This window comes from Streptomyces sp. NPDC093260, assembly GCF_040683715.1.
In the GTDB taxonomy this organism is placed as follows: Bacteria; Actinomycetota; Actinomycetes; order Streptomycetales; family Streptomycetaceae; genus Streptomyces; species Streptomyces sennicomposti.
In genome coordinates this window covers 110,732-132,033 of the sequence record NZ_JBFBEK010000012.1, presented here as the reverse complement: position 1 = coordinate 132,033, position 21,302 = coordinate 110,732, and the positions used below count along the sequence as shown (strand labels likewise).

Here is a 21,302-nt window from a genome sequence, read left to right as displayed (position 1 = left end):
ACACTGTGAACAAAGTCAATGAGCGTAGTAGCCTTCCATGCAATACGGCCGCTGGGACGCCGACCAGCCCAGCCGCCCAGTACCTCGGAGACTGATCGATGAGTACCCCGGACGCCGTACCCGTCAGCCTGGCCGAGATCGCCCGGATCGCAGGCGTGGGCCGCGCCGCGGTGAGCAACTGGCGCCGCCGCCATGACTCCTTCCCCACGCGGATCGCGGGCACCGACGTGAGCCCGCAGTTCTCGCTGGCTGAGGTCGAGCAGTGGCTGAGGGAGAACGGCAAGCTCAACGGCGTCGGCCGCCGGGAGCTCCTCTGGCCCCGCTTCGAGGCGCTCGGCAGCAGGAACGAGTCGGGGTTGGCCATTGCGGAGGCCGCTCGCCGTATGCGTTCCTCCAGGGCACGGAACGCCCACCCCGAACTCTCCGCGCAGGCCCGAGACCTGGCGGCCGAGGCCGCGAAGCTGGGGCGAGAGGAGGGGCCCCGGGAGACCTTCGAGTTCCTGCTGCAACGGTGGCTGGAAACCCATGTCCGGCAACTCAGCACCACGCCGCCCCCACTCGCCACGCTGATGACCCGTATCGCCCTCGCCGTCCGTCTCGGTCCCGGGGACGGCGGGCTGACCTTCATCGATCCAGCATGCGGCACAGGGCACCTGGCCGCCGCGGCCGCGCAGGAATACGACGGCCCGGGGTTCGAACTGCTGGCGTGCGAGCGGGATCCTGCGCTGGCCGCGTTGGCGTCCGCCCGGCTCGGCTTTGTCGCGGAGGAGCGTGACGTTCATACCCGGATCGCCACGGCCGACGCGCTGCGAGAGAATCCTTTCGCTCTCGCCAGTGCCGATATCGCACTCTGCAACCCGCCGTTCAACGAACGCGACTGGGGCTACGAGGAGCTCGCCACCGACCAGCGCTGGACCCATGGGCTGCCCCCGCGCACCGAGCCCGAACTGGCTTGGGTCCAGCACCTCCTCTCCCACCTCAAGCCGGGTGGGGCTGCCGTGCTCGTGCTTCCGCCGGCGGTCGCCTCGCGCAAGGCGGGCCGCCGTATCCGAAGCTCGCTACTGCGTACCGGAGCCCTCCGGGCGGTCGTGTCCCTGCCTCCTGGCAGCGCCCAACCACACAGTGTCTCCCTACAGTTGTGGGTTCTGCGGGCAGCCGCGGACGGCCCCGCAGCCGCTCCTCCGAGCCAGGACGCCCTCCTCGTGGACGCCACACGTTTCGCACGACTGGGGACCCGCGAGCCGAACCCTGACTGGGACGCTCTCGGTTCGTTCGTCCTCACCGCTCTGGCGACTCTCGACCATTCCGACCAGGAGCCGCCGGAGGGTGCTGTCCGCGTTCCTCTTCTCGACCTCCTGGACGACGAGGTGGATGTCACCCCGGGTCGTTACACAGCATCGATGACGGAACCTTCCGGCAAGGAACTGGCCGCGAAGTGGAACCAGTTCGGGTCCCTGCTGACCGATCTGGCCGATCACGCGGAACACCTCTCCGGACTCTGCGCCGAGGCCGGCACGTCCCCGACCACAACGACCGTGGGGGACCTGGTCAAAGCTGGCGCCCTGACGCTGAGCGCCGGCCAGCAACCCCCGGAGACGACGGCACCGACCAGTGGGGCCGCCCTGCCACTCCTCACCGTCGCCGACCTCCTGCACGACGGCAGTCCCGGCGGGCTCCTGTCCACCAACTCGGCACACGCCATCGCGGAGAAGGGTGACGTCGTGGTCGCCGGAGTGATCCGGGCCTTCCAAGCGTGGGTCCACGAAGGACCGCCGATGGCCGTCGGTCCCCAGCTCTACGTCCTGCGCGTGGACTCGGAGAAGTTGAACGCCCACTTCCTCGCGGGTTGTCTGCGCGCGCCGGCAAACGGGCGCCAGGCAGGCACCCACGCCTCCAGCTCGTCCCGGGTCGACATCCGGCGTCTCCAGGTGCTCCAGCTACCCATGGAGAAGCAGGTGGCGTACGCCGAGGCGTTCCGTCGCCTCAGCGCCTTCGAGACACTGCTCACCAAGGCTGACGGTTTGGGCAAGCAACTGGCAGGCGACGTGAACGACCGACTCGCGAGGGCACGGACCTTGGTGCCGATCACGTCGTCGAGGGAAAGAACAGGGCCGTAGGGGGTCTGGGCAGGCTGGGCCCCAGAACGCCTCCTTGAGGACGTCGACCTCACACTCCTCGCCGGTGTTCGGATCGGTGCCAAGAAACCGGCCGCTGAGCGGATCGGTCTGGACACGCGTAGTCCGCCATCCACGCGCGCTGAGGCCGGCTGTGAGTGAGGCGACGATCTCCTGCATCGGAGCGGGGTTCTCAGTGGCGACGTCGAGGTCACGACTGAAACGTTCGACCAGGCCGTGGGCCTGCACGGCGTATCCACCGGTGAGGACCAGAGGGTAAGGGGAGCCGATGTTGAGGATGTCGGCGAGGAGACGCTCGTGGAGCGGAGTGAGCTTCACGCGGCGGTCGCGTCGGCCGGAGCGGAGCGCAGCAGCTCGGGGAAGGCGTCCTCCCAGACCTCGCGGATGTAGGGACTGATCAAGCGCCGCAGCACGGGCCACTGCTCGGCGAGCAGCCGGTGGTGCAGGAGGGTCACCAGGTCCTCGCGTAGTCCTTCGGCGAGGACGGTTCGGTAGAGCGTCATGCGGGACTTCGGACGGTCCAGGCTGTAGCTCGTCCGCCCGGACCAGACGATGTGGAGCGGCAGGTCCACGTTGCCCTCGACGGGGCCGGCCAGCTCCTGCAAGCGCTCGGGCAGTCGGCTACGGTAGCGGCCCCGCAGCACCTCGGCGCGGGGGGCGGTGATCGTCGCGTCCATGCATCCAGTATCGCTGCTGGGAGGCGGCGGCATGGCGGATACGGGGGTCCCAGTCGTACGTACGGGTCGGGCGTCCGCCCTTCTTTCGGACATCTCAGTCAGGGCGCGCTTAGCGCATCATCGCCTACCCGCGCAGGCGTCCAGGTGGCGCGGCAACCGGCGGCCCTGTAGACCCAGGACCAGCCCTGCTCGTGGGCACAGGTGATCATGACGCAGCAGGTCACGCGGAGGGCCGCCGCAGTGGAATCGGCTGCGGCTTCGGTCTCGGTTCGGAAATGACGACGGTGCCGAAGCCGAGGCCCATGGCGCCGGCGCAGTGGACGAGAAGGACACGGGGGCGGGCGAGGCCGCGGTAGCGGCCGGAGGGCGCAAACGGCATCTATAGGGCACGCCGCTCCGGCCCCGAACGCAGCCCGGTCGCTCAGGACCCACGCCGCGGACAGCTGTCGAGCCGCGCAGCAAACCTCCCAAGCGGGAGCCAGGCACCTGTGTCCAGGTCCCCGTCAGGGCGGCCACCTGGTCAGCAAGCTGGGACGCTCCCGCGCCCGATGCTGACCGTTTGCTGACCCGAGCGGGGCCATCAAGCCTCTGACCTGCGGAAACGCCAGGAGCACGGGAGACGGGCCTGTCCTGTCGGCGCCACCGCGGTGGGGCCGACGGGTGTGGCCATCGCGCCGTCGCCTCCCTGTCGCTTCGCGTGATCTCATCGTCCGCCACTTGTCAGGCGAGCCATGCGGACTCCTTGTGACGCAGACGTGGGGGGACGTCCGAGTGGCCCGCGACGGTCGGGGTGCCCGTGGTGCCGGGAACGGCCGAGTGCCCCAGGTGCCGGTGCACGAAGTGGATGGCCATCGCGCCCTCGCCGGCCGCGGAGGCCACCCGCTTCACCGAGCCGCTACGGACGTCCCCTACCGCGAAGACGCCGGGCAGGCTGGCCTCCAGCGTCATGCACGGGCGCCCACGGCCGTGCCACACCTCGGGGTAGGCGCAGGCTTCCTGGGCCTCCGGTCCGGTGAGGACGAAGCCGCGGGAGTCGAGGGCGATGGTGCCGGCGAGCCACTCGGTGTGGGGGTCGGCTCCGGTGAAGACGAACAGGCTCCGTACCGCGAGCCGGCGGTGCGCGCCCGTGCGGTTGTCGACCACGTCGAGCTCCTCCAGCACTTCCCGGCCGATGACCTCGGTGACCTCGGTGTGCAGCATGACTTCCACCCGCGGATGGCGCTCGACCTGGTCGACCAGGTAGCGGGACATGTTGGCCTCGAGGCTGGCTCCTCGGACCAGCAGGTGCACCTTCGGCGCGAACCCGGCGAGGAACAGCACCGCCTGGCCCGCCGAGTTGCCTCCGCCGACGACGGCCACCGGGTCGGTGCGGCACTGCTGGGCCTCGTAGACGGTCGCCGAGTAGTGCACGCTCGTTCCCTCCAGGCGTTCGATGCCGGGCACGTGGAGTCGGCGGTAGCGGGCCCCCATGGCCAGGACGACGGCGCGGGCGGCGATCTCGCTGCCGTCGGCGAACGCCACCACGTAGTGGTCCTGGTCCTTGGCATGGAGGCCGGTCGCCTCCAGCGGAAGGCTGATCCTGGCGCCGAACTTGTCGGCCTGGAGCACGGCTCGTTCGGTGAGTTCGGCGCCGGAGATGCCGGACGGGAAGCCGAGCAGGTTCTCGATGCGGGACGACGTGCCGGCCTGGCCGCCGGTGGCCATCGCCTCCACCACCGTGGTGTTCAGGCCCTCTGAGGCGGCGTACACCGCGGCGGCCAGGCCGGCCGGTCCTGAGCCCACGATGAGGACGTCGCCGTGACGGTTTCCGGCGGGCAGGGACGGCAGGCCGATGAGCCGGGCCAGTTCCGCGTTGCTGGGGTTGCGCAACAGGGTGGTGTCCCGCCAGATGACGAGTGGTGTCTCCGCCGGGCCGACGCCGAAGCGGCGCAGCAGTTCCTCGGCCTCCTTGTCGGTCTCCAGGTCGATCCAGCGGTGCGGCAACCGGTTGCGGACGGCGAACTCGCGCAGCCGTCTGGTGTCGGGCGAGTAGCGCGAGCCGATGATGCGGAAGCCGGCGCCCTGCCCGACGAGCAGCGCCCGACGGCCCAGGCAGGCGCGCAGCACGACGTCCCCGATGGTGGGGTCCTGGGACACCAGATGACGCAACTGGTCCAGGGAGACGACGAGGACCTCGCCCGGCTCCCTGGCGACAGCGGTGTAGAAGGCCACCTGTCCGTACAGCAGGCCGAGTTCGCCGATGAAGCGACCGGGGCCGTGCACGCGCAGCACGTGCTCCTCGGGAGTGCCGTGGTCCTCGACGACGGCGACGCTGCCGCTCAGGACGACGAAGAACGTCTCGCAGCGCTCCCCCTCCCGGATCAGCACGTCGTTCGGGGCCATGGTCCGGCGTTGCCCGTGCTCCGCCAGACGGGCTATCTGGTCCTCCGTGAGGCGCGGATACGCGCCGTAGACGTCCGGTGTCTCCCAGAAGGCGGTTTCGTCCGCCTTCTCCGGCACCGTTCCTCCGCCCGGCGCCGACTGGTCGCCGGACATCAGACGAACGCCTCGTGAACATAGCACCAGCGCCAGTCCTCGCCGGGCTGGAACGATCGCACGATCGGATGGGCGACGGCAGCCGCGTGCTTGCGCGCGTGCTTGTTCGGCGAGGAGTCGCAGCAGCCGACGTGCCCGCAGGTCAGGCAGAGCCTCAGGTGGACCCACGGGGAGCCGAGCATCAGACACTCCTGACACCCTTCTGGGGTCAGCGGCTGGACCGGCCTGACGAGCGCGAGGTGGGGGTCTGCGTGCAGGGTCATACGGATCACCCTTTCCGGGCGGTGATCGACTGTTCCACCCACCGGCGCAGAGCGGGGGCGGGCGCCGCCCCCGCCTGCCGGGCGACCGTCTCGCCCCGGTCGAGGATCAGCAGCGTCGGTACGGCCTGGACCTCGAAGCGCTGCGACAGTCGCGGGTTCTTGTCGACGTCGACCTTGGCGAGTTTGATGCGGCCGGCGAGGTCGGTGGCGACCTTCTCCAGTGCGGGGCTGACCATGCGGCAGGGCCCGCACCAGGTGGCCCAGAGGTCGACCACGACGGGGACGTCGGCCCGCTCGACGACCTCGGTGAAGTCGTCGTCGCCCGCCTCCACCATCCACGGTAGGGGCTGCTTGCAGTGGCCGCACTTGGGGCGGCCCTCCGCGGCCACGGGCACCCGGTTGGTGCGCCCGCAGTGCGGACAGGTGACGGTGGTGGCCTGCACGGTGCTCATGCCGCCCGCGCTCCCTTCACGTCTTCGGGCTGGTCGTAGGTGACCACCAGCTCTCCGTGTTCGGCGTCGACGCGGACCGTCGCGCCGTCCTGGACGTCACCGCGCAGCAGGGCGCGCCCGACCATCGTCTCGACCTCGTGGGAGATGTAGCGGCGCAGCGGCCTGGCCCCGTACACCGGGTCGTAACCCTGGTGGGCGATCAGCTCCCGGGCGGCTTCGGTGAGTTCGATGGTGATGCGGCGTTCGGCGAGTCGGCGGCGCAGCTCATCGAACTGCAGATCCACGATCCGCTCGATCTGCCGCTCGCCGAGCGGCTTGAACAGCACGATGTCGTCGACGCGGTTGAGGAACTCCGGGCGGAAGTGCCCGCGCAGCTCGCCCATCACCAGGGCGCGGGCGTCCGGTTTGATCTCGCCCTCGGCGGTGACGCCGTCGAGGAGGTACTCGGAGCCGATGTTCGACGTCATGATGATCACGGTGTTGCGGAAGTCGACGGTGCGGCCCTGAGCATCGGTGATGCGGCCGTCGTCGAGGATCTGCAGCAGGGTGTTGAAGACGTCGGTGTGCGCCTTCTCGATCTCGTCGAACAGCACGACGGAGTACGGCTTGCGGCGTACGGCCTCGGTGAGCTGGCCGCCTTCCTCGTAGCCGACGTATCCGGGTGGTGCGCCCATGAGCCGGCTGACGGTGTGCCGCTCCTGGTACTCGCTCATGTCGAGGCGGACCATGTTCTCCTCGGAGTCGAACAGGGCCGCCGCGAGGGTCTTGGCCAGCTCGGTCTTGCCGACGCCGGTGGGGCCGAGGAAGATGAACGAGCCGATGGGGCGGCGCGGGTCGCGGATGCCGGAGCGGGCGCGGATGATGGCGTCGGCGACGAGTTTGACGGCCTCGTCCTGGCCGATGACGCGCTCGCGCAGGATCTCGTCGAGACGCAGCAGCTTCTCGCGTTCGCCCTCCTGGAGACGGGCGACGGGGATGCCGGTCCAGGCGGCGACGATCTCGGCGATCTCCTCCTCGGTGACGACCTCGCGCAGCAGCCGGTTCTGCCCCTGTTTGGTGGCCAGCTGCTCCTCCTCGGCCTTCAGCCGGCGCTCCAGCTCCTGGAGGCGGCCGTAGCGTAGTTCGGCGGCGCGGTTGAGGTCGTAGGCGCGTTCGGCCTCCTCCGCCTCGTGGCGGACCTGCTCCAGCTCCTGGCGCAGTTCCTGCACGCGGCGGATGGCCTGCCGTTCGGCCTCCCACTGGGCGCGTTTGGCGTCGGCCTCGCCGCGCAGGTCGGCCAGTTCCCTGCGCAGTTCCTCCAGGCGAGTTCTGCTGGCGGCGTCGGTCTCCTTGGACAGGGCCGCCTCCTCGATCTCCAGGCGGGTGACGCGGCGGGTGATCTCGTCGAGTTCGGCGGGCATCGAGTCGATCTCGGTACGCAGCCGGGCGCACGCCTCGTCGACGAGGTCGATGGCCTTGTCGGGCAGGAACCGGTCGGTGATGTAGCGGTGGCTGAGGGTGGCCGCGGAGACCAGTGCGGTGTCCTGGATCTTCACTCCGTGGAAGACCTCCAGGCGTTCGCGCAGTCCGCGCAGGATGGAGATGGTGTCCTCCACGCTCGGCTCGTCGACCAGCACCTGCTGGAAGCGGCGTTCGAGGGCGGCGTCCTTCTCGATGTGCTTGCGGTACTCGTCGAGGGTGGTCGCGCCGATCATGTGGAGTTCGCCGCGGGCGAGCATCGGCTTGAGCATGTTGCCCGCGTCCATGGCCCCTTCGGCGGCGCCCGCGCCGACGACGGTGTGGAGTTCGTCGACGAAGAGCAGGATGCGTCCCTGGGCGGCCTTCACCTCGGACAGGACGGCCTTGAGCCGTTCCTCGAACTCGCCGCGGTACTTGGCGCCGGCGACCAGGGAGCCCATGTCGAGAGCGAACACCGTCTTGTCACGCAGGCCCTCGGGGACGTCACCGCGGACGATGCGCTGGGCCAGGCCCTCGACGATGGCGGTCTTGCCGACGCCGGGATCGCCGATGAGGACGGGGTTGTTCTTGGTCTTGCGGCTGAGGATCTGGGTGACGCGGCGGATCTCCGCGTCACGGCCGATGACCGGGTCCAGTCGCCCGGACCGGGCCTCGAGGACGAGGTCGCGGCCGTACTTCTCCAGAGCCTCGTACGCGACTTCGGGGTTGGCGGAGGTGACGCGCTGGTTGCCGCGGACCTGGGTGAGCGCGCTCAGGAACGAATCCCGGGTCACGCCGTGCTCCTTGAGCAGGCGGCCGGCGGCGGTCGCCGAGCCCTCCTCGGCCAGCGCGAGCAGGAGGTGCTCCACGGACACGTACTCGTCCTTGAGGCGTTTGGCCTCCCGCTCGGCGGCATCGAGCAGGCGGGACAGGCGCTGGGTGACGAAGACCTGGCCGGGTGCCGCACCGGGACCGGTGACCTTGGGGCGGCGGGAGAGTTCCTCGCGCACGGCCGCGCGCAGCTCCTTCGGCTCGGTGCCGGCCTGTTGCAGCAACCGTGGGATCAGACCGTCCTCCTGGTCGAGAAGGGCGAGCAGCAGGTGTTCCCCGTCGACCTCGGTCTGCCCCATGCCGACGGCCGCGCTCTGGGCCTCCTGGAGTGCTTCCTGGGACTTCTGCGTGAGACGGTTCATGTCCATGGGGGTGTTTCACTCCTCGTACCGGCGCGGCGCAGGGCGGCTTCGAGCATGCTGATGCGGTCCAGCAGGTCGAGCACCAGGCCGATGGATGCGTAGTTGAGGCAGAGTCCGGTGCGCAGCCGCTGGACGCGGGCGAGGGCGGCCGGTGCCGTGGGTTCGAACGCCAGCCGTCCGGAGGCGTCGCGCTCGGCCTCGACCAGGCCCAGAGCGACGAACCGGCGGATGAGGTCGGGATGGACCCCGGAGCGGCGGGCCACGGTCTGCAGGGAGAGCCTGGGCACCGGCACGATCGCGTACCGGACGCGTGCCGACGTGGGAGCTGTCAGCCGGGACGCCTGGCGCGCCCCGGCGCGCGGGTCACTCATCGTGTCCTCCTGGGGTCGAACGAGGAGACGGCGGCGAGCTCCTCGAAAAGTGCGCGCTCCCGGTCGCCGAGCCTGGGCGGCACCATGATGCGGAGCTCGGCGTAGAGATCGCCGTTCGTGCCGCGCGGGTTCGGCATGCCCTCACCGCGCAGCCGCAGCCGCCGGCCGCTGGAGGAGCCCGCGGGCACGCTGACCTTCGCCGTCGCCCCGCTCGGCGTGGGCACCGGAACCGTGGCGCCCAGCGCGGCCTCCCAGGGGGTGACCGGAAGCTGCACGTACACGTCCCGGCCGTCGAGGCGGAACCGGGGGTGCGGCTGGATCCGCACTCGCAGGTACAGGTCCCCCGCGGGGGCGTCACCGTTGCCGCGGCCGCCCTCGCCCGCCAGCCGGATACGCTGCCCGTCGGTGACACCCGGTGGCACGTCGACCTCGTACCGCCGCGGCTGCCCCGTGGGACCGCCGAGCGTGACGGTGCGACGGCCTCCCCGGTAGGCCTCCTCGACGGTGAGCGGCAGTTCGGCCTCCTGGTCGGCGCCGGGGACGCGCATCCGTCCGCCGCCCCCGAAAAGCGAGCCGAACAGGTCCTCGACGTCGACGCCCTCCGCGCCGAAGCCGCTGGTGCCGTACCGGACCCGGGGGCCGCCCCCGGTGGACCAGCGGAAGCCGCCACCGGGTCCCGCGCCGGCGCCGACCCGCTCCTCCCAGTCCTCGGGGACCTTCCGGAAGTCCTCGCCGAAGCGGTCGTAACGGGCCCGCTGGTCGGGGTCGGACAGGACGCTGAAGGCCTCGTTGATCTCCTTGAACCGCTCCTCAGCCGCGGGGTCCTTGTTGACGTCCGGGTGGTACCTGCGGGCCAGCTTGCGATACGCCCGCTGGATCTCGTCCTTGTCGGCGTCCCGCGGGACCCCGAGAACCTCGTAGAAGTCGCGTGCCATGGCCGCTCACTCCCGCTTGGCGACGGTCACGGCGGCCGGCCTCAGCTGCCGCTCGGCCTCGCCGTAGCCGGGGCGCAGCACCTGCGCCACGGTGTTCGGTTCGGCGTCGGGGTCCTGGACCACGCCGACGACCTCGTGCCGCGAGGGGTCGAACGGGACGCCGGTCTCGGCGTGCCGCTCGTACCCCAGGCGTTCGAGGACGGACACGGCCTGGTCGCGCACGGCGCGGACTCCCTCGACGATCGCCCCGGGGTCGGAGCCCGCGTGGTTGAGGGCCAGTTCGAGGTTGTCGACGACGGGAAGGAAGGCCGCGGCCGTGCGGGCGCGTTCGAGGGCGCGCTCCCGGTCGAGTTCCCTGGCGTGTCGCTTGCGCAGGTTGTCCAGGTCGGCGAGGGCACGCCGCCAGCGGTCCTCGACCTCTTTCAGGGCGGCCGCGTACTCGTCCTCGACCCCGGTCGGAGCGGTGGCCGCGTCGGGGCCGGGTTCGGGCTCCGTGGTCGGTGGCGCGGGGTCGGGCAGGTGGCCCCGCGGCGGCCGTGCGGCGCCTTCGGGCGGCGGGTCGGACGATCGGTCCTGGGGAGGGGGCGGCATGGCGGTCAGCCCTTGTCGAACTCGGCGTCGACCACGTCTTCGTCACTGCCGGATCCGCCCTGCCCGGAGCCGTCCGGCCCGGCGGTGTCCGACGGACCACTCGACGCCGCGCCTTGGGCCTGGTGGGCGGCGAGTCCGGCGTAGACCTGCTGGAGTTCGGAGATCAGCGGCCTGGTCCTGTCCACTCCGGCCTCGTTCTTGACCGCGTCGCGGGCCTCGGTCAGCAGCATCTCGGCGCGGGCCTTCTCGTGCGCGGGCGCGGCGTCGGCCAGTTCGTCCAGACGCTTTTCGACCTGGTAGGCGATCGCGTCGAGTTCGTTGCGGGCGTCGACGGCCTCGCGGAGTGCCTGGTCCTGTCCCCGGTTGCTCTCGGCCTCCTGGACCATGCGTTCGACCTCGCTCCGGTCCAGGTTGGAACTCTCGCTGATGGTGATGCCCTGTTCCTTGCCGGTGTCCTTGTCGCGCGCGCTGACGTTGAGGATGCCGTTGGCGTCGATGTCGAAGGTGACCTCGATCTGCGGTTCGCCCCGCGGCGCCGGCCGGATGTCGGTGAGCTGGAACCGGCCGAGGACCCGGTTGTCGGCGGCCCGCTCGCGCTCGCCCTGGAGGACGACGATGTCGACGGCCGGCTGGTTGTCCTCGGCGGTGGAGAAGGTCTCGCTGCGGCGCACCGGGATGGTGGTGTTCCGCTCGATGATCTTCGTCATCACTCCGCCGCGCGTCTCCACGCCCAGCGACAGGGGGGTGACGTCGAGCAGCAGGACGTCCTTGACCTCGCCCTTGAGCACCCCGGCCTGGATCGCGGCGCCCAGGGCCACGACCTCGTCGGGGTTCACGCTCATGTTGGGTTCCTTGCCGCCGGTCAGTCGGCGCACCAGCGCCTGGACGGCGGGGATGCGGGTGGAACCGCCGACGAGGATGACCTCGTCGATGTCGTTCTCGCCGACCTTGGCGTCGGCCATGGCCTGCTGGACCGGACCGAGGCAGCGCTCCACCAGGTCGGCGGTGATCTGCTCGAACGTGGACCGCATGATCGAGTCGGTGAGGTGCTTGGGCCCGGAGGCGTCGGCGGTGATGAACGGCAGGCTCACCTGGGTCTGGGTGACGGAGCTGAGCTCGGTCTTGGCCTTCTCCGCCGCCTCGAACAGGCGTTGCAGCGCCTGCGGGTCCTTGCGCAGGTCGATGCCGTTCTCCTTCTGGAAGTCGTCCGCGAGGTAGTCCACCAGACGCCGGTCGAAGTCGTCGCCGCCCAGATGGCCGTCACCCGCCGTGGACCGCACCTCGACCACCCCGTCGCCGACATCGAGGATGCTCACGTCGAAGGTGCCGCCGCCCAGGTCGAAGACGAGGACGGTCTCGTGCTGCTTCTTGTCCATGCCGTACGCGAGGGCGGCCGCCGTCGGCTCGTTGATGATCCGCAGCACTTCCAGGCCCGCGATCCGTCCGGCGTCACGGGTCGCGGTGCGCTGGGCGTCGTTGAAGTAGGCGGGCACCGTGATGACCGCCTCCGTGACCCGTTCCCCCAGCTGCTTGGAGGCGTCCTCGGCGAGTTTGCGCAGCACCAGGGCACTGATCTCCTCGGGCGCGTACAGCTTGTCACGCACCTTGAAGCGGGCCTCGCCGTTCTCTCCCGGGACGACGTCGTAGGCGACGGCCTGGGCCTCGTCGGGGACCTCGTCGAAGCGCCGGCCGATGAACCGCTTGGCGGAGTAGATGGTGCCCTTGGGATTGAGGATCGCCTGACGTCGGGCCAGTTGGCCGACCAGGCGCTCACCGGTGTCGGTGAAGGCCACGACGGACGGTGTCGTGCGGTTGCCCTCGCTGTTGGGCACGACGGACGGCTCGCCGCCCTCCCACACGGCGATCACCGAGTTGGTGGTGCCCAGGTCGATGCCCACTGCCTTGGCCATGAGGAACTCCTTCCGCGGCGGTCGACGTCCGTCGGCGACCGTTCATCCTCCGGGCCCTGTCCGCCCGGCTCGGAAACTCGTACAACTGCTGGGGGCGGGACCGTTGCGCGGGCGGCCGCCCCTGGGGGTGGCGGGCTCCGCGTTCGCGCCGGCCCTGCTGTCCTGTCCGGCGACCGGCCGGACGCCCTCGTCGGCGACGTCCTCGTTTACCGCGACGCCGTACCGCCTGCGCTCCGTCGAGCGGACCGAGGCGACGTCTGCGGGGGCATGTCGGTTCGGATCGGTGGCGGGGTGACGTGCACCAGGGCGCGATCGCTACAGCAGCCGGTCGAACACCGCGGTCACGCCGTCCCAATGGCTGGTCTGCGGGTTCTTGACATCCGGGTACATGATCTTGAACGTCTCGCCGAGGGCGACGCTGAGCCCGCCGATGATCTCGGGGTAGCGCTCTTCGGTCTCCTCGGTGGGTGTCCTGTCGAGGGGAGGATGCGCGGCGAGCTGTTCCAGGATCGGCTTCAGCTCGACCTCCTCGTCGAGCCGCCGGAACCGGTGGATGCTCTCCTGAAGGCCCTTGGTGATCGGTAGGTCCCACGGTTCGACGACATCCCGGCCGTTGGCCTTGGCCGACGCCTGGCCGACGACCAGGAGGTCGTAGAGCTTGGCGTCGACGAAGTCGCCGTACCGCTTCAGGTCGTTCTTGTCCACGTCCAGGCCTGCGGCGGCGCGGAAGAACCTCTCGAACTTCGACACAGCCATCACGGTCATGCCTCTCGCCTCCTCACCGGGAACCGGACGGCGTCGTTCGCACCCGCCAGCGCCGCCATCGGCTGTTACCGGTCGAGGTTGGCAGAGGCCGCCTGCTGGGCGCCTCCGCACCCCAGGCCGAAAAAGAACACCCCCTCCTACCCTGGCGGAACAGCATGAAATGCGCGGGCCCCCCGGCCGGCCGCACGGCCCTCCCTCCGCAGGAAGCTGCCCGGCGTCGCAGCGCCTCGCGCGGGTGAGAGCCGCGCCGGGCGCCCCCACGGTCCATCGGCCTCGCGGTGTGGCCCGATGGACACCGCCCGACAGCTCGTACCGTCGAACGCTCTGGACGCCGAACGGGCCGAACGGCCGGCCGGAACGCGACGGCGGGAAAGCCGACCGCGCCCCACGGGCACGGCGCCTGCACGCACATCCGGCAGATCCGCGGCGGTGTCCCCCTCGCCGTGGCGGGGCCGTCCGCACTTGTGCTCGGAGGTCCACGGAGTCCGCCGATTTTCCGCCCGCCGGGAGCAGGCGGGGTGTGCCCCCCATCCCGAACATGGAAGTGGCCTCTGCTGAGGGGCCTGCGCCATGACGTGCGTCGGCCCACCACCCCCACACGCACGGCGCACCCTTCAGTGGCTGTCCCAGGTCCCACGCCAGGCCGTTGCGAAGCTTCGGAAAGGGAACGGCTCATGGACTACGACACCTTCCTCGACACCATCACCCGGCGCGCCCCTGTCCCCCCGGAGAAGGCGGAGCCCCTCACCCGTGCCACCCTGGAAACCCTGGCCGAGCGGCTCACCAGGGGTGAGGCGGAGGACCTCGCGTCCGAACTGCCCAAGCCGCTGAAGGAACCGCTGGTCTCCCCCACTCCGGAGGCCGAGCCCTTCGGACTCGACGAGTTCATCGATCGGGTGAGCAGGCGAGCAGGGGTGAGCCCGGACGAGGCCCGCGAGGGCGTACGGGCAGAGCTGAGCACCCTGAAGGTCGCGGTCAGTGATGGCGAGTTCCGCCACGTGATGTCCCAGTTGCCCCGGGACTTCGAGGCTCTCGTCGGCGCCCCGGGCCAGAAGGAGCCATGACCGACGGCGCCGGGCTGTCATCGAGGAGACGGAAGCGGCCGTACTGACGGCGGCCGCCTTCGCACTCCGTGAAGGGCGGACGTTCCGCGTCCCGGGCGCCTCGGACGACATGGAGCCGAGGTACCGCAGGGGCTGTTCTTCCGTGACGCGCGGGTCGTCTCCGACTGGCAGATCCGGGGGGACGGCCACCGGCGCACCGCCTCACCGTGCTTTCCCAGGGTCCCTCACAGCAACGTTCGTCTCCGCGTCCCGCCATTCGGCGCACAGAGGCAACTCGTGTCGGTACGGGGGCGAGGGGATGCGCGGGGGCCTCCGGTCGAGCAACCTCAGCACCCGTCCGACGCGGACTCGGACTCGGACTCGGACTCGGCATGAAACCGCCGGAGGATCGCATGACGCAATCGACAGCTCCTTCAGCCGGCGCACCCGTGGACGTCGAAGGCGGGGCGCAGCGCCCGTTCTCCGAGCACGCGGCGATGGCCAGGGCGTATCCCGGCGGCAGGATGACCGTGGGCGCCATCACGCCCCTGGAGGGATTCGACGGGCCCGTGCCGTCCCTGGCCGGGCACATCGAGCGGATCCAGCAGGCCGAGCGGGCCGGCTTCGCGTCGGTGTGGGTCCGCGACGTGCCGCTGCTGGACCCGAGCTTCGGGGACGCCGGGCAGGTCTTCGACCCGTGGGTGTACCTGGGGCAGCTCAGTGCCCGCACCACCTCGATCACGCTGGGGACCGCCAGCATCGTCATGCCGCTGCGGCATCCCCTGCACACCGCGAAGGCGGCCGCCTCGGTGGACCAGCTGTCCGGCGGACGGCTCCTGCTCGGGGTGGCCACCGGTGACCGGCCCGTGGAGTTCCCGGCCCTCGGTCAGGACCTGGCCGGCCGGGCCGAGAGGTTCCGGCAGTCGCTGGAGTACTTCCGTGTCGTCCTCGAGCACCGTTTCCCGCACGTGGAGTCGCCGCTCGGCCGGATGAGCGGCACCGATCTGCTGCCCAAGCCGGTGTACCGGCGGATCCCCGTACTGATGACGGGACGCGGCCGACAGGACGTCCGGTGGATCGCCGACAACACGGACGGCTGGCTGTACTACACCCCGCCGATCCAGCAGCAGACCGAGAACATCCAGCGGTGGCGGGAGCTGACCGCAGGCGACGGCGGTGGGTTCAAGCCCTACGCCCAGGCCACCTATCTGGATCTGACCGAGGACCCGCTGGCCCTGCCCCGGCGCATCCACCAGGGCTTCTCGGTGGGCCGGGTGTCGTTCCTGGCGATGATGCGGGCCTGGCAGGACATCGGCATCGACCAGCTGATGATCAACTTCAAGCACAGCCGCCGTCCGGTCGCCGACGTGATCGACGAACTGGCCGAACACGTGCTGCCGCACTTCCCGCCCGGGCGCTCGGGGGGCGCGCGGCCGGCACCGGCCTAGGGGTCTCTCGTTCGGATCATGCCGGGCTCGCGGGCCCCGGCACCGTCCTCCCAAGCTCTTCGAGCAGGGGGGATCCCCACGCCGCGTCGTCGTCGGTCGCCATGGCTCCGCCATGACGCCCTCCTCCGCCTCGCGACACTCCTCCACTGCCGGAACGGCGTGGGAGACGACCCCTCACCAGACCCCGCTCCCTGATCCGGCCTGACCCAGACGAAAGACCCCGGCATGGGCGGCCCGTGCGGCGGACCGCGTCCTTGGGAAGCACGAAGGGCGCCCTCGTGTGACAGGACAGGGCTCAGTCCCGGACGGCCCCGGACAGCCGCTCCTGGGCGTAGTCGCACGTGCCCTCCGTCCGGAACTGCAGGGCCGCCCTGGTCACCTCCGCGCCGAGGCCCCGCAACTGGTCCGCGACCGCCTGGTCGGTGAGGCGGCCGTCGCCGTCGAAGACCCGGGAGGACCGCGGCACCGCGAACACCAGCGGCACGGCCCAACCGCGCAGCGACCGCACGATGAACTCCATCGCGTTGATCGCCTGCAGACCCTGCACCCCACCGGCGGTCGTCAGCATCCCCACGGGTTTGTTGCTGAGGTAGGGCGGGTCATGGTCGGCCAGGAGGGCGAGCCAGTCCACCGCGTTCTTGAACGCGCCGCTGACCGACCCGTGGTAGGTCGGGCTGCTCCACAGCAGGGCGTCGGCGGCCTGAACGGTGTCCGCGAGCCGGCGGGCGGACGCGGGGATCCCGTGCTCGGGCGTGTAGAACGGGAGATCCAGCCGCTTGAGGTCGATCACCAGGGTGCCGGCGCCCGCAGCGGCCGCCCCCTCGACCGCCACGCGCAGTGCGGTGAGGCTGGTCGACGGGGTGCGCAGCGAACCTCCCATTCCGACGACGAGCGGGCGCGTCATCCTGTCAACTCCTTCAGAGCATCTCCAGGGGCGTGGACCCGCTGGGTGGCGGGAACGCCTCGTCGAGGGCGTCGAGCACCTCGGTGGGGAGGTGGAGGTCCAGCGCGCCGCGGTTCTCCCGGACGTGGTCGGGTGATCCGGAACGCGGGATCGCGGCCACCCCCTGTTCCAGCACCCAGGCGAGTGCCACCTGGGTCGGCGTTGCTCCGAGGTCCCGGGCCACCGCATCCAGCGCGTCGACCTTCAGGAGCCGCCCCTGCTCGATCGGGGAGTAGGCCATGACCGTCACCCCGGCCTCGCGGCACCAGGGGAGAAGGTCCCACTCGATGCCGCGCCGGGAGAGGTTGTACAGCACCTGGTCGACGGCCGCGGCGTCGCCGCCGGGGAGAGTGGTCAGCTCGGTCATGTCGGCGACGTCCAGATTGCTCACGCCCCAGTAACGGATCTTTCCCGCCGCCATCAGGTCGGTGAATCCCGCAAGGGTCTCCTCCAGTGGCCACCGCCCCCGCCAGTGCAGAAGGTACAGGTCCAGCCGTTCCGTACGCAGCCGCCGCAGGCTGCGTTCGCAGGCGGCGACGGTGCCCTTCCGGTCGGCGTGTCCCGGCAGCACCTTGCTGACGAGGAAGACCTCCTCCCGGCGGCCCCGGAGAGCCTCGCCGACGAGTTCCTCGGCTGCGCCGTCGCCGTACATCTCCGCCGTGTCGACGACGGTCATGCCCAGGTCCACGCCCAGCCGCAGCGCGGCGATCTCCTGTTCTCGCCGGGCCGGGTCCTCGCCCAGGTACCAGGTGCCCTGCCCGAGCGCCGCGATCTCCTCACCGGAGGGGAGCGCGATCGTTCCGGCCGATTCCGCAGACATCTCGGGCCTCCCGTCTGCCGCGATCCGCGTCCCGCACCGGGTGCCCAGGTCCGCGCCTCCCAGACAACCGGTGCCGGATGCGCCGCAGAACGGTCAGGAGGGGCGCACGGACCGCGCCAGGAGCTCGCCGGGGCCGGGGGCGCGATCACGCAGGGCGACGGCGACCGACAGGACGGCGCCGCAGGAGAGGACCGCCGCGAAGCCGATCATCGCGGTCTGCACGGCGAAATGCCTCAGGGCGATGCTGAACAGGACGGAGGGAAGGCCCATTCCCAGGTACGCGACGACGAAGAACACGGCGAGGACCCCGGCGCGTGAGGCGGGCTCGGCCACCGAGACGGCGCGTTCGACGCCTCCCTTGAACAGCAGCCCGGAGCCGGCTCCCGACAGGGACACGGCGACCAGGTAGAGCCAGAGCGCCGGGTGGTAGAGGGAGACGGCGCACAGGACCAGGCCGACCGGGAAGACCACGGCCCCCACGGTCAGGACCCGGGGCAGGGGGAGGCGGCCCAGCACCAGTTGGGCGGCCGCCGCGGAACCGAACATGAGGAAGGCCGCCAGGCCGACGACGAGGTGCGAGTCGGTGTGCAGGGTGCCGTGGAGCACGCTCGCCCCGAGGGAGGAGATCAGGCCGAGGATCGCGAAGGCGAAGGCGCCCAGCGCGCCGGCCGCGCCGAACGTCCGCCCGCCGCCGGGCCGCAGGACGAACCTGCTGGGCGGTTCGGCCGCCGGCAGCTCCAGGTCCACGGTCTCCGGGGTGGACAGCACCAGCGCCAGGCACACGGCCATGGCGAGGGTGAAGATCGCCTGGGCGGTGATCAGGGGCTGGGGAAGCCACTCCGCGACGGCTCCGGCGACCAGGGGTCCTGAGGCCAGACCGCCGAGGTTGGCGGCGGTCGCCACGATGCCGGGCAGCACCGACCCCGTCCGTTCCGGACGCGCCTCGTGGTGGAGGTCGTGCAGGTACGTCGTCGCGGTCGAGGCCATCAGCCCCAGTCCGGCACCGTTCAGGATCCTGCCCGCTATCAGCCCCGGCAGATCCCGCCACATGATCAGTACGAGCGACGCGCCGATGCCGACCAGCAGCGCCGGGACGATGATGCGCCGCCGGCCGAGCCGGTCCGACAGGTGTCCCAGTCCCAGGAAGGCGACCGCCGCGCCCACGACCATCGAGGCGTACGCCACCGTGACCGTGGTCGCGCCGAAGTGGTCCCGGGCCTCGTACAGCGGCCACAGCGGGGTCGGCGCGGTGCCGAAGGCCATCAGCACGGTGAAGGCCACCGCCACGAACCAGAAGCCGGTCGCGTGCGAGGCACGGCGCCGGACGGGGGCACGGGGCGGCCAGTAGGCGGGTGCGGGTGCTGGGTTCCGGTGGGTCGGGTCGCCGGGGGCATCGGTCGTGGGACGGCTCAGCGGCGTCGGTACGGCAGGCAGGGGTACCCCTCCTCAGGCGAAAGTGGATGACGCTTTCCATCCTCCTCACCAGCCAGCATCAACGCCAACGAATGTTTTTGCTGAGCTCCAGCAATGTGAGTGATACTTCTCGGGTGGAGCTACGTCAGCTGGAGCACTTCATCGCGGTCGCCGAGGAGCTGAGTTTCACGCGTGCCGCCCGTCGGCTGCACGTGGTGCAGTCGGGGGTGTCCGCCGCGATCCGCTCCCTGGAGCGCGAACTCGGCTGCGCGCTGTTCGAGCGCACGTCGCAGCAGGTCCGGCTCACCGGGGCGGGCGCCGCGCTGCTGCCGGAGGCCCGGGCTGCCTTGAACGCCGCCCAGGCCGCCCAGGACGCCGTGCGTGCCGCGCAGGACACGCTGCGTGGCACGGTGAACGTGGGCGCGATGGCCTCGGTCGAGGTGGTGGACCTGCCCGCGCTCCTCGGACAGCTGCACGCGCGGCATCCGGCGATCGACGTCCGGCTGCGGCTGGCGACGGCCGGCTCGGCGGGACTGGCACACGCGCTGCTCAGCGGGGACCTTGACGTGGCCTTCCTGTCGCTGCCCGAACGCAAGCCCGCCGGGATCGACGCACGGGAACTGGCCACCGTGCCGCTCGTCCTGGTGGTGGACGCCGCCCATCCGCTCGCGCGGCGGGGAAAGGTGGCGCTCGCGGACCTCGCGGGCGAGCCCTTCGTGGACTTCCCGCCGGGCTACGGCAACCGTGAGGTGGTCGACCGGGCGTTCGCGGCGGCGGGCGTCGTACGCCGGGTGGCACTGGAAGTGCCCGACATCGACATGGGGGCGGCACTGGTCCGGCACGGTCTGGGCATCGCCTTCCTGCCCGCGTTCGCCGTCGCCCGGACCCCCGGCCTGCACGTCGTGGACGTCCTGGACGTCCACGACACGACGCTCCGCTGGAGCATGCATCTCGGCACGTCGTCGACCCGGCGGCCCAGCGCGGCACTGCGAGCGCTGCTCGATCTGGTCGACCTCCACGTCATCGCCCTGTGACGGCCCGGGCCGGGGCCCGGGCCCCCTGTGCGCCTCGCGCCATCACGGCCGCGAGGGACCGGCGGTCCGCAGGTGTCACCCGGCGGATTTCATGACCTGGGAGAAGTCCTTGCCGAGCTGCGACATCAGGTCGGTGAACTCCTTCTCGCTGATCGCCTCGCGGAGCACGGCCAGTACGGTTCGCACACCCCGGTCGGCTTCCTCCTCCCTGAGCATGGTGCGCTCGGCCACGCGTCGCACGCTGTCCTGGTGGCCGAAGCGCTCGATGCGATCCGTGGTTCCCCGGCGCACCGCCTCCGCGAGGCCCTCGGGGAGCTCGGTGACCAGGTCCCTGGCCTCCCCCGGGCTCAGCCGGTGGGCCAGCGTCTCGAGCGTTGCCCACGTCAGGTCCGCCGCCTCCTCCCGGCCAAGTCCGGTGCGTTCGGCGACGGTACGGACGAATTCCTGCTCATCCATGGGTCGTCCTCGTTCCCTGCTCTGTTGCGACGGACGGCGCGGACCCCTGCGAGCGTGCCACGCCGACTTGGCCCGCGCCCGCCCGCGGACGGCGGTGACCACCTCCACCGACAGCGTGCCCACGGGCCGTGCTGCCACCACCGGTGCCGCACGTGGCTCGCCGGCAGGCCGCCCCAGGAGGTCGAAGAGCCCGCTCCGGCCGGGCCGCTCGACGCCGGCGCCGACCGGGCTGTGAGGCGGCACGCCCGCTGCGGGCGCTGCCGGTGCCGAGCGGCCCGGCCGTCAGCTGTCCAGCTCCTCCTCGACTGGCGGTTTCGGCACCTCGCGCAGATGCTGCGACTGTCCCGGCCTGCCGCCCTCCCGGGCCTGCTCGGCCCGCTGAGCCGGGCTCAGCCCGAGGTCGGAGTCGGGGTCCACGCGGACCGACCGGGCCACCTCCTCGCGGTTGGCGTACTGCTCGGGCGGGATGCCGCGCAGTGCCTTGACGACACCCGGCGCGGCGCCCGACCGGCTCGCCGCTTCGATCAGCCGGTCCTTGCCGGCGGGGAAGTCGACATCCTTGATGGCCTCCACCACGTCCCGGGCGCTCGTACTGTGGGTCATGGCTCCTTCTCCCTCATCGGAATCCGGATTCCTGGGCCACCCGGGTAACCGGCGGGGACCGCTCACTCACCTCTTACACCCACCGGATTTCCACCGGTTCGCCGGCCCGGGCCGGGAGGACCCTGCCCCGCAGGAGGTGATCATGGCCGCAAGCGACGCGTGCGGACCGACCTGTCGGCCTCCTCCTGGCGGTGCTGGTCACCGCGGCCGGTATCCAGGACTGCGCAGCCGGCGCCCGGCCGCCGGACCAGCTCGCCGCCGGCCGTCCCGGCATCAGC

General features: G+C 71.1%; 19 protein-coding genes and 3 pseudogenes. 6 read left to right on the top strand and 16 right to left on the bottom strand.

Annotated elements, in window-relative coordinates; translation table 11 throughout:
- Positions 1-98: 98 nt before the first annotated feature.
- A complete protein-coding gene (locus AB0N63_RS17625) occupies positions 99-2,117 on the top strand; it encodes an N-6 DNA methylase (RefSeq protein WP_365529886.1) in 2,019 nt (672 codons plus the stop codon).
- On the opposite strand, the pseudogene AB0N63_RS17620 reads toward AB0N63_RS17625, so the two are convergent.
- The 11 genes and pseudogenes from AB0N63_RS17620 to AB0N63_RS17570 all read right to left on the bottom strand — a co-directional run.
- A pseudogene (locus tag AB0N63_RS17620) lies at positions 2,054-2,453 on the bottom strand (nucleotidyl transferase AbiEii/AbiGii toxin family protein); the annotation flags it as partial. The gene AB0N63_RS17625 and the pseudogene AB0N63_RS17620 overlap by 64 nt on opposite strands.
- On the bottom strand, positions 2,450-2,812 hold the full coding sequence (locus AB0N63_RS17615) for a hypothetical protein (protein WP_365529885.1): 363 nt from the start codon (positions 2,810-2,812) through the stop codon (positions 2,450-2,452). The gene AB0N63_RS17615 and the pseudogene AB0N63_RS17620, both read right to left, overlap by 4 nt.
- Before the next feature lie 720 nt (positions 2,813-3,532).
- Complete coding sequence (locus tag AB0N63_RS17610) at positions 3,533-5,347, bottom strand: FAD-dependent oxidoreductase (RefSeq protein WP_365529884.1); 1,815 nt, start codon at positions 5,345-5,347, stop codon at positions 3,533-3,535.
- Positions 5,347-5,610, bottom strand: coding sequence for a UBP-type zinc finger domain-containing protein (locus tag AB0N63_RS17605; RefSeq protein ID WP_365529883.1), 264 nt, complete (start codon positions 5,608-5,610; stop codon positions 5,347-5,349). The genes AB0N63_RS17610 and AB0N63_RS17605 overlap by 1 nt, the downstream gene beginning before the upstream one ends.
- 5 nt (positions 5,611-5,615) lie before the next feature.
- Positions 5,616-6,062 carry a thioredoxin gene (trxA, locus tag AB0N63_RS17600; RefSeq protein WP_365529882.1) on the bottom strand — a complete coding sequence of 149 codons (447 nt, stop codon included), beginning with the start codon at positions 6,060-6,062 and terminating at the stop codon, positions 5,616-5,618.
- On the bottom strand, positions 6,059-8,698 hold the full coding sequence (gene clpB, locus AB0N63_RS17595) for an ATP-dependent chaperone ClpB (RefSeq protein WP_365529881.1): 2,640 nt from the start codon (positions 8,696-8,698) through the stop codon (positions 6,059-6,061). Before clpB ends, trxA begins: the two co-directional genes overlap by 4 nt.
- Positions 8,689-9,063: a chaperone modulator CbpM gene (locus AB0N63_RS17590; RefSeq protein WP_365529880.1), complete on the bottom strand. Its 375-nt coding sequence runs from the start codon at positions 9,061-9,063 to the stop codon at positions 8,689-8,691. Before AB0N63_RS17590 ends, clpB begins: the two co-directional genes overlap by 10 nt.
- Positions 9,060-9,998, bottom strand: a complete 939-nt coding sequence (locus tag AB0N63_RS17585) for a J domain-containing protein (RefSeq protein WP_365529879.1) — start codon at positions 9,996-9,998, stop codon at positions 9,060-9,062. The genes AB0N63_RS17590 and AB0N63_RS17585 overlap by 4 nt, the downstream gene beginning before the upstream one ends.
- Before the next feature lie 6 nt (positions 9,999-10,004).
- The gene (locus tag AB0N63_RS17580) at positions 10,005-10,589 is read right to left on the bottom strand and encodes a nucleotide exchange factor GrpE (RefSeq protein ID WP_365529878.1); all 585 of its coding nucleotides are present in this window, start codon (positions 10,587-10,589) and stop codon (positions 10,005-10,007) included.
- Positions 10,590-10,594: 5 nt separating this feature from the next.
- On the bottom strand, positions 10,595-12,499 hold the full coding sequence (dnaK, locus tag AB0N63_RS17575) for a molecular chaperone DnaK (RefSeq protein ID WP_365529877.1): 1,905 nt from the start codon (positions 12,497-12,499) through the stop codon (positions 10,595-10,597).
- 315 nt (positions 12,500-12,814) lie between these two features.
- Positions 12,815-13,264 (bottom strand): DUF1931 family protein, encoded by a 450-nt coding sequence (locus AB0N63_RS17570; RefSeq protein WP_365529876.1) that lies wholly within the window; start codon positions 13,262-13,264, stop codon positions 12,815-12,817.
- 674 nt (positions 13,265-13,938) lie between these two features.
- Here AB0N63_RS17570 and AB0N63_RS17565 point away from each other — a divergent pair.
- From AB0N63_RS17565 to AB0N63_RS17555, 3 genes and pseudogenes are all read left to right on the top strand, one after another.
- Positions 13,939-14,328 carry a DUF2267 domain-containing protein gene (locus AB0N63_RS17565; protein ID WP_365529875.1) on the top strand — a complete coding sequence of 130 codons (390 nt, stop codon included), beginning with the start codon at positions 13,939-13,941 and terminating at the stop codon, positions 14,326-14,328.
- Positions 14,329-14,454: 126 nt separating this feature from the next.
- Positions 14,455-14,703 (top strand): annotated as a pseudogene (locus AB0N63_RS17560) (hypothetical protein); the annotation flags it as partial.
- 17 nt (positions 14,704-14,720) lie between these two features.
- Positions 14,721-15,755, top strand: a complete 1,035-nt coding sequence (locus AB0N63_RS17555; RefSeq protein ID WP_365529874.1) for an LLM class oxidoreductase — start codon at positions 14,721-14,723, stop codon at positions 15,753-15,755.
- A gap of 295 nt (positions 15,756-16,050) precedes the next feature.
- Here the strand turns inward: AB0N63_RS17555 and AB0N63_RS17550 are convergent, their stop codons facing one another.
- From AB0N63_RS17550 to AB0N63_RS17540, 3 genes are all read right to left on the bottom strand, one after another.
- Complete coding sequence (locus AB0N63_RS17550; RefSeq protein WP_365529873.1) at positions 16,051-16,659, bottom strand: NAD(P)H-dependent oxidoreductase; 609 nt, start codon at positions 16,657-16,659, stop codon at positions 16,051-16,053.
- A 13-nt stretch (positions 16,660-16,672) separates the two neighbouring features.
- On the bottom strand, positions 16,673-17,518 hold the full coding sequence (locus AB0N63_RS17545; RefSeq protein WP_365529872.1) for an aldo/keto reductase: 846 nt from the start codon (positions 17,516-17,518) through the stop codon (positions 16,673-16,675).
- 93 nt (positions 17,519-17,611) lie between these two features.
- Positions 17,612-18,799, bottom strand: coding sequence for an MFS transporter (locus AB0N63_RS17540; protein ID WP_365529871.1), 1,188 nt, complete (start codon positions 18,797-18,799; stop codon positions 17,612-17,614).
- Between the two features lie 266 nt (positions 18,800-19,065).
- Here AB0N63_RS17540 and AB0N63_RS17535 point away from each other — a divergent pair, with 266 nt between their 5' ends.
- Complete coding sequence (locus AB0N63_RS17535) at positions 19,066-19,965, top strand: LysR family transcriptional regulator (protein WP_365529870.1); 900 nt, start codon at positions 19,066-19,068, stop codon at positions 19,963-19,965.
- A 75-nt stretch (positions 19,966-20,040) separates the two neighbouring features.
- Here AB0N63_RS17535 and AB0N63_RS17530 read toward each other — a convergent pair whose 3' ends face one another.
- Together AB0N63_RS17530 and AB0N63_RS17525 are read right to left on the bottom strand one after the other, a co-directional pair.
- Complete coding sequence (locus AB0N63_RS17530) at positions 20,041-20,421, bottom strand: DUF2267 domain-containing protein (protein ID WP_365529869.1); 381 nt, start codon at positions 20,419-20,421, stop codon at positions 20,041-20,043.
- Positions 20,422-20,703: 282 nt separating this feature from the next.
- Positions 20,704-21,024 (bottom strand): DUF2795 domain-containing protein, encoded by a 321-nt coding sequence (locus AB0N63_RS17525; protein ID WP_365529868.1) that lies wholly within the window; start codon positions 21,022-21,024, stop codon positions 20,704-20,706.
- Positions 21,025-21,197: 173 nt separating this feature from the next.
- Here AB0N63_RS17525 and AB0N63_RS17520 point away from each other — a divergent pair.
- Positions 21,198-21,299, top strand: a pseudogene (locus AB0N63_RS17520) (IS5/IS1182 family transposase); the annotation flags it as partial.
- Positions 21,300-21,302 lie beyond the last annotated feature (3 nt).

Bases quoted from the DNA above. Each gene is read 5' to 3' on its own strand.
- AB0N63_RS17625 (WP_365529886.1), top strand. From the start codon at position 99: ATGAGTACCCCGGACGCCGTACCCGTCAGCCTGGCCGAGATCGCCCGG.
- AB0N63_RS17615 (WP_365529885.1), bottom strand. From the start codon at position 2,812: ATGGACGCGACGATCACCGCCCCCCGCGCCGAGGTGCTGCGGGGCCGC.
- AB0N63_RS17610 (WP_365529884.1), bottom strand. From the start codon at position 5,347: ATGTCCGGCGACCAGTCGGCGCCGGGCGGAGGAACGGTGCCGGAGAAG.
- AB0N63_RS17605 (WP_365529883.1), bottom strand. From the start codon at position 5,610: ATGACCCTGCACGCAGACCCCCACCTCGCGCTCGTCAGGCCGGTCCAG.
- trxA (WP_365529882.1), bottom strand. From the start codon at position 6,062: ATGAGCACCGTGCAGGCCACCACCGTCACCTGTCCGCACTGCGGGCGC.
- clpB (WP_365529881.1), bottom strand. From the start codon at position 8,698: ATGGACATGAACCGTCTCACGCAGAAGTCCCAGGAAGCACTCCAGGAG.
- AB0N63_RS17590 (WP_365529880.1), bottom strand. From the start codon at position 9,063: ATGAGTGACCCGCGCGCCGGGGCGCGCCAGGCGTCCCGGCTGACAGCT.
- AB0N63_RS17585 (WP_365529879.1), bottom strand. From the start codon at position 9,998: ATGGCACGCGACTTCTACGAGGTTCTCGGGGTCCCGCGGGACGCCGAC.
- AB0N63_RS17580 (WP_365529878.1), bottom strand. From the start codon at position 10,589: ATGCCGCCCCCTCCCCAGGACCGATCGTCCGACCCGCCGCCCGAAGGC.
- dnaK (WP_365529877.1), bottom strand. From the start codon at position 12,499: ATGGCCAAGGCAGTGGGCATCGACCTGGGCACCACCAACTCGGTGATC.
- AB0N63_RS17570 (WP_365529876.1), bottom strand. From the start codon at position 13,264: ATGACCGTGATGGCTGTGTCGAAGTTCGAGAGGTTCTTCCGCGCCGCC.
- AB0N63_RS17565 (WP_365529875.1), top strand. From the start codon at position 13,939: ATGGACTACGACACCTTCCTCGACACCATCACCCGGCGCGCCCCTGTC.
- AB0N63_RS17555 (WP_365529874.1), top strand. From the start codon at position 14,721: ATGACGCAATCGACAGCTCCTTCAGCCGGCGCACCCGTGGACGTCGAA.
- AB0N63_RS17550 (WP_365529873.1), bottom strand. From the start codon at position 16,659: ATGACGCGCCCGCTCGTCGTCGGAATGGGAGGTTCGCTGCGCACCCCG.
- AB0N63_RS17545 (WP_365529872.1), bottom strand. From the start codon at position 17,518: ATGTCTGCGGAATCGGCCGGAACGATCGCGCTCCCCTCCGGTGAGGAG.
- AB0N63_RS17530 (WP_365529869.1), bottom strand. From the start codon at position 20,421: ATGGATGAGCAGGAATTCGTCCGTACCGTCGCCGAACGCACCGGACTT.
- AB0N63_RS17525 (WP_365529868.1), bottom strand. From the start codon at position 21,024: ATGACCCACAGTACGAGCGCCCGGGACGTGGTGGAGGCCATCAAGGAT.